At 55.5% G+C, this 10,706-nt stretch carries 11 protein-coding genes and 2 pseudogenes; 9 read left to right on the top strand and 4 right to left on the bottom strand.

Going from position 1 to position 10,706, the window contains the following annotated elements:
- The first annotated feature begins 921 nt into the window (after positions 1 to 921).
- Positions 922 to 1,848 carry a hypothetical protein gene (locus ACLRGG_RS13505; RefSeq protein ID WP_416250258.1) on the top strand — a complete coding sequence of 309 codons (927 nt, stop codon included), beginning with the start codon at positions 922 to 924 and terminating at the stop codon, positions 1,846 to 1,848.
- Positions 1,835 to 2,092 carry a hypothetical protein gene (locus tag ACLRGG_RS13500; RefSeq protein ID WP_416250257.1) on the top strand — a complete coding sequence of 86 codons (258 nt, stop codon included), beginning with the start codon at positions 1,835 to 1,837 and terminating at the stop codon, positions 2,090 to 2,092. Before ACLRGG_RS13505 ends, ACLRGG_RS13500 begins: the two co-directional genes overlap by 14 nt.
- A gap of 49 nt (positions 2,093 to 2,141) precedes the next feature.
- Here ACLRGG_RS13500 and ACLRGG_RS13495 read toward each other — a convergent pair whose 3' ends face one another.
- Together ACLRGG_RS13495 and ACLRGG_RS13490 are read right to left on the bottom strand one after the other, a co-directional pair.
- Positions 2,142 to 2,489: a SymE family type I addiction module toxin gene (locus ACLRGG_RS13495; protein ID WP_416250256.1), complete on the bottom strand. Its 348-nt coding sequence runs from the start codon at positions 2,487 to 2,489 to the stop codon at positions 2,142 to 2,144.
- Between the two features lie 76 nt (positions 2,490 to 2,565).
- Complete coding sequence (locus tag ACLRGG_RS13490) at positions 2,566 to 2,910, bottom strand: helix-turn-helix domain-containing protein (RefSeq protein WP_416250255.1); 345 nt, start codon at positions 2,908 to 2,910, stop codon at positions 2,566 to 2,568.
- 129 nt (positions 2,911 to 3,039) lie between these two features.
- On the opposite strand from ACLRGG_RS13490, the gene ACLRGG_RS13485 reads away from it, so the two are divergent.
- The 4 genes and pseudogenes from ACLRGG_RS13485 (at position 3,040) to ACLRGG_RS13470 (ending at position 7,175) form a co-directional block, all read left to right on the top strand.
- Positions 3,040 to 4,635, top strand: a complete 1,596-nt coding sequence (locus ACLRGG_RS13485; protein WP_416250254.1) for a CHC2 zinc finger domain-containing protein — start codon at positions 3,040 to 3,042, stop codon at positions 4,633 to 4,635.
- Between the two features lie 12 nt (positions 4,636 to 4,647).
- Entirely contained in the window at positions 4,648 to 5,184 is a 537-nt protein-coding gene (locus ACLRGG_RS13480) for an adhesin (RefSeq protein WP_416250253.1), read from the top strand.
- Positions 5,185 to 5,449: 265 nt separating this feature from the next.
- Positions 5,450 to 6,934, top strand: a pseudogene (locus ACLRGG_RS13475) (VENN motif pre-toxin domain-containing protein); the annotation flags it as partial.
- Positions 6,921 to 7,175, top strand: coding sequence for a hypothetical protein (locus ACLRGG_RS13470; protein ID WP_416250251.1), 255 nt, complete (start codon positions 6,921 to 6,923; stop codon positions 7,173 to 7,175). The pseudogene ACLRGG_RS13475 and the gene ACLRGG_RS13470, both read left to right, overlap by 14 nt.
- A gap of 54 nt (positions 7,176 to 7,229) precedes the next feature.
- Here ACLRGG_RS13470 and ACLRGG_RS13465 read toward each other — a convergent pair whose 3' ends face one another.
- Entirely contained in the window at positions 7,230 to 7,571 is a 342-nt protein-coding gene (locus tag ACLRGG_RS13465) for a SymE family type I addiction module toxin (RefSeq protein WP_416250250.1), read from the bottom strand.
- 82 nt (positions 7,572 to 7,653) lie between these two features.
- Positions 7,654 to 7,989, bottom strand: coding sequence for a helix-turn-helix domain-containing protein (locus tag ACLRGG_RS13460; protein ID WP_416250259.1), 336 nt, complete (start codon positions 7,987 to 7,989; stop codon positions 7,654 to 7,656).
- Positions 7,990 to 8,120: 131 nt separating this feature from the next.
- Here ACLRGG_RS13460 and ACLRGG_RS13455 point away from each other — a divergent pair.
- From ACLRGG_RS13455 to xerC, 3 genes and pseudogenes are all read left to right on the top strand, one after another.
- A pseudogene (locus ACLRGG_RS13455) lies at positions 8,121 to 8,897 on the top strand (CHC2 zinc finger domain-containing protein); the annotation flags it as partial.
- 11 nt (positions 8,898 to 8,908) lie between these two features.
- A complete protein-coding gene (locus tag ACLRGG_RS13450; RefSeq protein WP_416250249.1) occupies positions 8,909 to 9,406 on the top strand; it encodes a hypothetical protein in 498 nt (165 codons plus the stop codon).
- 28 nt (positions 9,407 to 9,434) lie between these two features.
- A complete protein-coding gene (gene xerC, locus ACLRGG_RS13445; protein WP_416250248.1) occupies positions 9,435 to 10,505 on the top strand; it encodes a site-specific tyrosine recombinase XerC in 1,071 nt (356 codons plus the stop codon).
- Positions 10,506 to 10,706 lie beyond the last annotated feature (201 nt).

The raw sequence follows: 10,706 nt of genomic DNA, 5'->3' as shown, positions 1-10,706 counted from the left end.
AGATGTGTATAAGAGACAGCATCCGGCAGAGCAGCGTGAGCCGGAAACCTCAGAGCAGGATGCAGCAGCAGAGCCGCCGGACAGCTCGCTGAGTTAGCCGGTTCCCTGTGAGTTGGGTTATTACGTGCACGGCAGATCGCCGCGTCCCTGCGGCGATCTGCCTTCATCGCGTTCCGTGTGCGCGGGGTAAACGGTCGTCCGGCCAGCGCTGAGCGGCGGCGCTCTCTGGCGGTCAGGCAGCTGGCCGTTCGTCCGTTCAACATAATGCCCGATATTATGCGCACTCTCGCGTTCAGGTAGTCAGCCAGGCTTAACACAGGGCAAAGCGCTCGTATGCGCATAATATGCATTATGTCGTGCGCCCCGCGTCGGGCACCGGGTGTGCCGCCATCCCTGGCGGTTCAGCGCCGGTGCTGTCTGTCAGACCTTACTTCAGCACCTTCCCCGTCTTCAGCAAACAACAACAAGGGTGGTCGGCCTGCGGCCTCCGCTTAAGGAAGTTAATGCCCGCCCGGCTGCGTCTGTCTGCGTCGGCTCATGCCGCGCGGTAAGGCAGCGCGTCACTCGTTCCCGCCCCAGCCAGCTTCCGCTACCCGCCCCGGTTCTGCGCGGTCACGCAAAGCTGGTGTTCCCTCAACCTTCAGTGCCACGGCGGCTAAGCAGGGAAGCTGTGTAGTGGTCATGCAAAAATGAAGCCCGGTCAGGCTGCGGTGCTCCCTGCGGGCCTCGCCAGCCCGCGCCCGGCAGGCGGTTCCCGGCCCACAGCAAGCTGTGAACCGGCTCCCGCCGCGATGTAAAAACCGGTAATGACAGGCGGGACAGGGGTGTTAAAATGCGCGTGTGCAGGCGTTAAGCCACGGCGGGGCGGTAGCGTGTTCAGGGGAAAAAGGTGCGTCGGGGCAAAAATCTCCGGGCATCAAAATGCAGCAGGAAAAAGCGGCTGTAACTGACGGAAAGCACAGGGAAAAAGGTGGTTCGTCGCCAGACTGCGTGCCGGATAAAGTTGTTGTTGAGAATAACTTCCTGGGCGCGACCTCTTCGGAAAAACTCGATAAAGCCGTAGAGAAAATAAAACAGGGTGATAAGTCACTGGCGGCGGCAAATGAGCTGATAAAGCTGGAAAATGCCGATAAACGCAGTGATGCACTGGTCTCGAAATTCACCAAAGACCCGTCGCAGATGAACAGCACCGAGCGGGCGGAACTGGCGGGATATCTGCGCGTTTATGCGTCTGAGATGGAGAAGGAGTACGGTCCGGCAGTATCACAGGAACTGGTGAAAGGGCTGCTCTCCGGTCAGGACTATATAAAACGTGCGCCTGACTCAGAGGCGATGTCGAAAGCGCAGACCATCATGAATACCTGGGGTTATCACAAATCGAATGCCAGTATCGGTGATTTACCCTTAACCTTTAGTGGGTCGGTACTTGGCAGCACGATAAAAGAAACTATTGCGATCAATGCTGCAATAGGAACCACCGTTAATACAGTATCTCAACTGGCCGGAAAAGAACCGTTCAGTTATGTCGATATGATTATGGCTGGGATAACTTCGGCTGCTACAACGGGTAAAGGTATAGGGACTTCAGCCGTAATCAACATGGGGGGAGCTGCGGTTGGTAGCGGGATTAAGGGAGAAAACCCAGTAAATTCGGTTATTGGCGCAGGAATAGGCTCTGTCGCAGGGAGTAAAGCGGATAAGTACATTACTGGTGGATTATTTACAGCAGCTAAAGAAGGCACCGCTGAGGTAATTGGTGCTGTTGATGGCTCAGCAGCAAGTGAAATAGTCGGTGGTATTACAAAAGATACTCTTGATAAAGTGGAACAAAAAGATGCAAAAAAATAAAACATGTGAACTCGTAACTCTTATTTATCGTTGTTCTTTTGTGTTTTTTTGTATTTGCTTTGTAGCGAACTTTATTGGTTCAGTGATGATTTATTTTAAAGTCGGTTCTTTGTTATTTGACTGGAAGGAAACTACCCTACTCTCGCTTAAAAAAGGTTTAGTTATCGGCGTAACTCTTGGCGTTGGTCTCTGGATAAAAGCTCGACTACAAGAGCGAAAAGATAAAAAAAGTTTGTCCAAGTAACCCTGAAATCCCAGCCCATGCGGCTGGGATTATTTTTCCTGTCATCTGGTTAGCCAGCGCTCCGCTTCTGCGGCTTCGCCATGACCTGAATCACGTCCATCAGTTCCCGCTGTTTACGGGCTGAGAGCTTCGGGCAGAGCTGGCGCAGGGTCTGTATCACCTCCGGCTCCGGTGGCGGTACTTCCGCCGTCAGCACCAGACAACCACTCATTACCCGCACGTTAACCGGCGTCCCGGTTGCAAATCCCGCCACTTCCAGCCAGCCACCTTTAAGCGTAATACTGGCCGAAGGCCGGAAATGCTTCGAATCCCGGATATAACCCACGGTATAACGCCGGTTTTTTAGTTCCGGCGCTTCAGTTGTGACAGCTTCTGGCTTAGTATCATGTTCAGCCATAATTAACTCCCAATCAGTTAGTTGTGGTCAGCGGTGTTAACGGGTTGCCTCCCGTTATCACCGCGCTAATTATCGGTTATCCCTTCATCTTTGATGACCATCGTTCCGCTTCGTACTTGATAATCATCCCTTCCAGCAGCTGCTTGATAACCTGCTGTTGTTCCGGTGCCATGCCGGATATCGCCTGGAACTGCAACGCCAGATCGGCATCTGGTGCCAGTTCCCCGTCTTCAAAAATCAGCGAGTCAGTGGTAACGCGTAAGGTCTGTGCAATCTTCTTAATCGCTTCAAGAGAAGGCTGGGATGTGCCAGCCTCATAACGCTTAATCTGCGTAACGTGCAGGCCGATAGCATCGGCCAGCGCCTGCTGGGTCAGCCCTTTACTCTTACGGATAGCGGCTAAACGTGTGGAAATGCTCATGGACATCAACCAGTGAGAGAACAATCCCGTCATCTTAACCTCCGTATAAAGTGTGCTTGACATAGGTAGCATATCGGATACTAAAATAGCGCACAACAGAGTCTTGACGCGTTTTTAGAGGACCGTGATATGCCCCGCATCCCGCAGAAGGAACTGGACGAGCTAAAGCGCACCGTGTCGTTAGCGGCCGTTGCTGAATCGCAGGGCCATAAGCTGCGTAAGCAGGGGCGCGACTTCGTGCTGCTGTGTCCGTTCCACCAGGAGAAAACCCCGTCCTGCGTTATCTCGCCGGAGAAAAACCTCTATCACTGCTTCGGCTGTGGTGCGGCGGGATCCGTGGTGGACTGGATGATGAAGGCCGAGGGCTTCTCCCTGCCAAAGGCGGTGCTGCGGCTGCGTGAGTTCGCGGGTTCAGGGTCTTCTCCAGCCGCCGCCGTTCCCGCACCTTCTTCGCCGCCTGCCCGTCAGACCCTCACCGACCTTGATGATGACGGCCAGGCGCTGCTTAACCAGGTGGTGAACTTCTATCACCAGAACCTGCTGAACAGCCCGGATGCACTGGCCTGGCTGGAGAAACGCGGCCTGAATCATCCCGGGCTGGTCAGCCACTTTAAGCTGGGCTTCGCGGGTGCGCACGGTGTGGCGGGGGCGCTGCCGTCGCCCTACTGCAAGGAAGGCAAAGCGTTACGCACGCGCCTGAAAGCGCTGGGCGTGATACGTGAATCTAACCGTCAGGATCACTTCCGGGGCTGCCTGATCGTGCCGGTGACGGGCTGGTCTGAGAGTTACGATCCGGCCTCGCGTGGCCGGGTGTTGCAGCTCTACGGGCGGCGCACCATTGCCGATCACATGGTCATCAAAGGATCGGCTAAGCATCTTTACTTACCTTCAGCACTGGCCGGGGTATGGAACGAAGCGGCGCTGAAAGCCTCTTCAGAAGTGATCCTGTGCGAAGCGCTGATCGATGCCATGACCTTCTGGTGCGCCGGTTACCGCAACGTGATCGCCGCTTACGGGGTGAACGGCTTCACCACGTCCCATCTGGCGGCGTTGCAGTATCACGGTGTGAAGCGGGTGTACATCGCCTATGACCGCGACGAGGCCGGGGATCGGGGAGCTGAAGCGGTGGCCGGTCAGCTTGCTGGCGCGGGGATCGAAGCCTGGCGGGTGCGCTTCCCGCAGGGGCTGGACACCAACGCTTATGCGGTGAAAAGCGGCAATCCTGAAGCGGCGCTGGCTCTGGCGCTGGAACAGTCGGTCAGGATGGCAGCTGCGGCTCTCTCCGGTAGCGCGGTCTCTCTGATGCAACGCGACCCTGTTGTTACATCTGTAACTGTGACCGGCAGCAATGAAAACATCCCTTCCTTAGCCGCCCGACCGGCCTCACAGCTCACTCTTCAGCCTGCTGCAATCGCCTGCGAAACCACGCCATCCGGCGAGCTGCTGCTTAAGTCCGGGCCGCGCGTGTGGCGGGTGCGCGGCTGGCAGAAAAACACCCTGGCGGAAGTGATGAAGGTCAACGTCCAGGTGCTGGATGAAAGTACCGGCGCGTTCCACGTCGACCAGCTGGATATGTACCACGCGAAGCAGCGTCAGGCTTACGTGAGCACGGCGGCGACCGAGCTGGCCTGTGAACTCGCGGTGATAAAGCGCGAGTGCGGTCGCCTGCTGTTATGTCTGGAGCAGCAGCAGGATGAACGGCAGCGGACGGCGGAGGCAGAGTAGGCTTCCGGGGCGGTGACCGTATCGCCGGAAGGCGCAAATATCACCAAAGTCATTGTTGATGGTTATAAGGATGGCGTGCTGATTGCGGGAGCGGCTTATTTAGGTCCGGCAGCAAGCATCGGAAAAGCCGTGGCAGGTGCCACGATAGCGGAAATCGCGAACGGGACTTATCAGTGGTTTGACCTGAGCAAGCCTGGTAATGAGAACAAAAGCTGGGACTGGAAAAGTAGTGCCAGTTCAGGCATAGCAGGTATGCTGGCACCGGGAAGGACTATCGGACAAAACGTCGGAATAGCGGCTGGCAGCGCATTTTTCACCGATGGACCGGATACTGGATCTATTGGAGGGGCGGCGGCTGGAGCATGGGCCGGTGGACTGTTTGGGGCATATGCACCAGGCATTGTAAATTCATTAACTGGTAAAGAAGTACCTGGATTTATATTTGACGCGACAGGTTCCTTTGGTAGTGAAATTTTGGGTGGATATGTAAAAGATGCAGTAAATAGCCCACAACCTTCTTCCGAAAAATACAAGGAGAGAGGAGAATGATTGCCTATATTAAGCTGTTTATATATTCATGTATCTTTTGCATTGTTCTGGGGTTTCTCCTTATAGGTGGAGGGGCATTGTTTATTTATCTAACAAAGGGATACTTTTTTTCCTCTGCCTACCATGTAGAAAGGGTTTTTGTGTTTGGGTGTATAGCAGGCTCTGCGATTACACTGGCCACAATAGTATTTAATCTGATAGATAAATTTAATGATCGCAAAAGGCCACCTTCAGATACTGAGTGAAATTAGCAACAATCCCCATCCAGCTGATAGGGGAGATAGGGAGTCAGGTCGGGGATATTGCACGGACGCAGGGCCAGATAGAAGCGACGAAAGCCGCTAATGAGAAGATGGCTACGGCCAGCGATGCAGATTGCCAGGCAGCCAAAGACCAGTGGACGAAGGCCAATCCGGGCAAAACGCCAACGGACAAAGATATCAACGACCAGGTCTACTCCAACTTCTACAATCAGGCGTTTAATGACAGCGATTTTGGCACCGGCGGCAAGGTTCAGCGGGCTATACAGGCGGCGACAGCTGCGGTGCAGGGACTGGCGGGTGGTGACCTGGCGAAAGCGATAGCCGGAGGTTCAGCGCCTTATATTGCCAACGTTATCGGCAGCAGCGGGCTGGATGATGCAGGAAAAGTTCTCGCCCATGCTGCTGTCAACGCGGCACTGGCAGCGGCTCAGGGTAACAGTGCACTGGTTGGTGCGGCAGGCGCGGCCACGGCTGAAATGGCCGGAATGATAGCCATGAATGCCTATGGAAAAGCGGTCAGTGAACTGTCTGAGACCGAGAAACAGACGGTCAGTGCACTGGCGACGCTGGCGGCGGGCCTGGCTGGCGGGCTGGCCGGAGACGGCACGGCTGATGTTGTGGCAGCAGCACAGGCCGGAAAAACCACCGTGACCAACAACCTCCTTGGTGCAACCTCTTCCGACAAACTCGACAAAGCCGTGGAGAAAATCAAACAGGGTGACAAATCGCTGGCGGCGGCGAATGAGCTGATTAAGCTGGAAAATGCTGATAAACGCAGCGATGCCCTGGTGGATAAGTTCACCCGCGACCCGTCGCAAATGAACAGCACAGAGCGGGCCGAGCTGGCGGGTTATCTGCGGGTGTATGCTTCTGAGATGGAGAAGGAATACGGCACAGCTGTATCGCAGGAGCTGGTTAAAGGACTGCTCTCAGGCCAGGATTATATCAAACGGAATCCTGACTCAGAGGCAATGGCCAGCGCTCAGAAAATAATGAATACCTGGGGCTATCATAAATCGAATGCCAGTATCGGGGACTCTGCGCTGATATTTGGTAGCAGCGTGTTAGGCACCACGATAAAAGAAGGAATGGCGCTTAATGCAGCTATTGGCGTGGGAGTTAATACCGGTGTGCAGCTCAGTGGAAATGATCCGTTCAGCTATGTAGATGCCATTATGGCCGGCGTGACAGCAGCAGCCACAACGGGTAAAGGTATCATAGCCTCAGCACCTATCAATATGGGTGGTGCTGCAATTGGAAGTGGGTTTAAAGGAGAAAACCCGGTTAACTCTATGGCTGGAGCTGCTGCGGGTACTGTTGTCGGTGGTATCGGTGGTGAAATAATAAAAGGGGCTACCTCAAAACTAGGAAAAGATGCCATCTCTGATTTAAAAGGTGCGATTCTCGGTGGCTACATCAGCGAACAAACAGGCAATGCCGTAAAAGATGATCTCGATAAAAAGGATAATGCTAATGTTAAAAAATAACCTTTTTATATTAATCAAACTGATATTGAGTTGCCTGATTTTGTTTTTAATTGCAAATGTTGTATCTGAACTTCTTGCATCCTCAATTATTTATTTTAAGCAAGGTTTTTTCCCGTTTAGTTGGAGTGATGTTTTTGCATCTTTCTTCAAGTCTGGATATGTCGGTGGCCTTATTCTGGGTGTCGGGATCTGGATAAAAATCTGGTTAAAGGAAAGAAAAGACCGGAAGACTTCATCTTAATAAACTAAGAATCCCAGCCCTCAACGGCTGGGATTTTTTTTACCTGCTCCCCGGTCAGCCAGCAGTTCGCCTCTGCGGCTTCGCCATAACCTGAATCACGTCCATCAGTTCCCGCTGTTTACGGTCGGAGAGCTTCTTACAGACCTGCTTCAGCGTGGTCACCACCTCCGGCTCTGCGGGCGGTTCCGGCTGCGACTCCTTCGCTGTCAGTATCAGACAACCCGGCAGCACCTTCACTTCCAGCGGCGTCCCCGTCGCAAATCCCGTCTCTTCCAGCCAGTGGCCCTTCAGCGTAATGGCCGGAACTGGCTGATACTTCGCGTCACTGACATAACCCACGGTATAACAGCGGGTTGTGTGCGTACCCGTCTCTGGCTTATGATGTGTCTCAGCCATAATCAACTCCTTGATAGTTGGTTGTGGTCAGTGGTGATGGCGGGGGGCTACCCGTCTTCACCACGCTATTTGAAATCTGCGCTTAACTTCTCAGCCACTTACGTGTCTGATACTTCATAACCATCCCTTCCAGCATCTCCCTGATAATACTTCGCTCTTCTTCTGGCAGTTCGGTGATGGCTTCAAATAAAAACGAAAACTCGCTGTCCGGGCCTCGTTCTCCCTCTTCAAAAAGTAACCAGTCAGTAGAAACTGAAAATGTTCTGGCGAGCTTACGCAACGCCTCAGTTGAAGGTTCAGAAGTTCCCGCTTCATAGCGCTTGACCTGCTGAACGTGAATATTAGCCGCATCGGCAAGCCCCTGTTGGGTCAGACCCCGTTGCTTGCGTAGCTGGATAAGTCGGGTAGAAAAACTCATATCAGAAAACCATGATGAAAAAGTTCCCATGATGGTAAATCCTCCCGTTAAGCTCACTAGACAATAGTTACATTGTAGGTACTAATATAATACATGTAAAGTGGCTTGACGGGTTTTTACAGGAGGCAGGAATGGGCAACGGACGCATGATCCCGGAAGAGCTGGAGCAGCTGAAGCGCGATGTGTCACTGGCGGAGATGGCGCAGTCGCAGGGCCGGAAGCTGGTCAGGCAGGGAAAAGACTTCGTCACCCTCTGCCCGTTCCACCGCGAGAAAACCCCGTCATGCGTCATCAGCCCGGCCAAAAACCTGTATCACTGCTTCGGTTGCAATGCCGCCGGTTCGGTGCTGGACTGGCTGCTGCATACCGAACGGCTGACTTATCCGCAGACTCTGTTACGCCTGCGGGAGCTGGCCGGATCTTCTCCTTCACTGCCTTCCTCTGCGCCTTCTTCAGCCACCGCCGTTCCCGCCCCTTCTTCGCCGCCTGCCCGTCAGACCCTGACCGATCTGGATGATGATGGCCAGGCGCTGCTGCGTCAGGTCACCGACTTCTATCACCAGAACCTGCTTCAGTCGCCTGATGCGCTGGCCAGGCTGGAGAAACGTGGTCTGAACCATCCTGAACTGGTCAGCCACTTTAAGCTGGGCTTCGCGGGTGCGCACGGCGTGTCGGGTGCGCTGCCGTCGCCGTATTGCAAGGAAGGCAAAGCGTTACGCACGCGCCTGAAGGGGCTTGGCGTGATACGTGAATCCAACCGTCAGGATCACTTCCGGGGCTGCCTGATCGTGCCGGTTACCGGCTGGTCAGAGAGTTACGATCCGCAAAGCCGTGGCCGGGTGTTGCAGCTCTACGGGCGGCGTACCATGGCCGATCATATGATCATCAAAGGATCGGCAAAACACCTCTAAAGGAGCAGGTGAAGGTATGGGCCGGAAAACAGGCGGTGAAGCCGGACGAACTGCACTTCACCCGGCGGGACGTGCGCGCTTCGCTGGGATGGGGCGACACCCAGCTTAAAATCCATCTGGCGCGGCTGCTGGAAATGGAATACCTGGTACTGTTCCGGCGCGGGCTGACGTATGAATATGCGCTGCTGTGGGACGGCGGCGACGGTGAAGAGGCGCATCTGTGCGGCCTGCTGGAGGTGGCTGAAGCCGGAACGCCAGCGACCTGTAACAAAGGCAGTGCGTCCCGGTCGGGGTCTGAAGCTGACCGGTCGGACAGAAGCAAACCTCAGTCGACCCCTGGTCGGGGTTCGGTCGGTCACTGGTCGGATAGTGAAAAAGCCGCTTCAGGCCAGACAGCAGAAGGCTTATCGGCTGAAGCGGTCGGGACTGATAAAAATGCAGTAATCCGAAAGAAAAAGAAAACACCGCTACCGCCTTCGCCTTCGTTATCTGAATCCTCTTCTTAGCCGCCCGCCCTGACAACGGAGTGCCATCATGGCCAACCGCAACCCGCGCAGTAACCGCCTGTTAACCGTCGATGACGTGTACCGTCAGCCGGTCGGCCCGGCCTCCCATCCGAAGAGCCTGCATGCCCTGTTGCTGCGGTTCGTGAAGTGGCGGCGGGAGCGTTACTGGTCAGAGACGACGCTGAAGGTACAGACGTATCACAGCTACCGTTTTATCCTGTGGTCGGCTGAGGGCGGGCTGTATCTGGCAGGCGAGATAACAAGGCCGGTGCTGGAGAGTTATCAGCGGCATCTGTATCACTACCGCAAGAGCAACGGGGAGCCGCTCTCCAGCCGCACCCAGCGCACCGCCCTACAGCCACTTCAGGTGTGGTTCTCCTGGATGGCAAAACAGGGGCTGATACTGGCGAATCCCGCCGCCGACCTGGAGCTGCCCCGGCTGGAGAAACGTCTGCCCCGGCTGGAGAAACGTCTGCCCCGGACGATACTGAGCGTGGAGCAGGCTGAAGACATCGTGAACCTGTGCAACCTGACCAAGCTTCAGGGTATCCGTGACCGGGCGCTGCTGGAGCTGCTGTGGTCAACGGGTATCCGGCGGGGTGAGGTGGAGAAACTGGAGATATACAGCGCGGACTTCAGCCGGCGCATACTGACCATCGTGCAGGGCAAGGGAAAGCAGGACAGAGTGATACAGGTGGGCGAGCGGGCGCTGTGGTGGCTGGAGCGCTATATCAGCCAGGTACGCCCGGAGGTACTCACTGCTCCCGACTGTAAGGCGCTGTTCCTGGCAATGGATGGCGTGGCGGGCCTGACGGCCAGCGGTATCACCCTGGCCGTGGTGCCGTATCTGAGAGCGGCGGGTATCGACAAAGGCAGCTGCCACCTGTTCCGCCACGCGATGGCAACGCAGATGCTGGAGAACGGCGGAGACCTGAGATGGATACAGGCGATGCTGGGCCACCGGAGCGTTGAATCAACCCCAATCTACACGCAGGTGAGTATCCGGGCGTTGCAGGCGGTGCATGCCAGTACGCATCCGGCAGAGCAGCGGGAGAATCCGGAGCCGGACGCAGCGCCAGAGCCACCGGACAGCCCGTAAGCCCTCTGTGAGCTGAGTTGTTCGCTGTGCGGCAGAGCGCCGCGTCCGTGCGGCGATCTGCCTTCATCAGGAGCGGAGTGCGCGGGGGTAAACGGCCGCCCGGCCAGCGTTAAGCGGTGGTGTTCTCTGGTCGTGTGTTGCTGGCCGTTCGTCCGTTCAACATAATGTGCGGGTATTATGCGCAGCTCGCCGCCTGCTTCC

Source organism: Erwinia sp. PPS120 (assembly GCF_047918655.1).
Classification (GTDB): Bacteria; Pseudomonadota; Gammaproteobacteria; order Enterobacterales; family Enterobacteriaceae; genus Erwinia; species Erwinia tasmaniensis_A.
The sequence above is the reverse complement of the archived record's forward strand: the minus strand, read 5'-3'. Positions and strand labels throughout refer to the sequence as shown.

Bases quoted from the DNA above. Each gene is read 5' to 3' on its own strand.
- ACLRGG_RS13505 (WP_416250258.1), top strand. From the start codon at position 922: ATGCAGCAGGAAAAAGCGGCTGTAACTGACGGAAAGCACAGGGAAAAA.
- ACLRGG_RS13500 (WP_416250257.1), top strand. From the start codon at position 1,835: ATGCAAAAAAATAAAACATGTGAACTCGTAACTCTTATTTATCGTTGT.
- ACLRGG_RS13495 (WP_416250256.1), bottom strand. From the start codon at position 2,489: ATGGCTGAACATGATACTAAGCCAGAAGCTGTCACAACTGAAGCGCCG.
- ACLRGG_RS13490 (WP_416250255.1), bottom strand. From the start codon at position 2,910: ATGAGCATTTCCACACGTTTAGCCGCTATCCGTAAGAGTAAAGGGCTG.
- ACLRGG_RS13485 (WP_416250254.1), top strand. From the start codon at position 3,040: ATGCCCCGCATCCCGCAGAAGGAACTGGACGAGCTAAAGCGCACCGTG.
- ACLRGG_RS13470 (WP_416250251.1), top strand. From the start codon at position 6,921: ATGTTAAAAAATAACCTTTTTATATTAATCAAACTGATATTGAGTTGC.
- ACLRGG_RS13465 (WP_416250250.1), bottom strand. From the start codon at position 7,571: ATGGCTGAGACACATCATAAGCCAGAGACGGGTACGCACACAACCCGC.
- ACLRGG_RS13460 (WP_416250259.1), bottom strand. From the start codon at position 7,989: ATGAGTTTTTCTACCCGACTTATCCAGCTACGCAAGCAACGGGGTCTG.
- xerC (WP_416250248.1), top strand. From the start codon at position 9,435: ATGGCCAACCGCAACCCGCGCAGTAACCGCCTGTTAACCGTCGATGAC.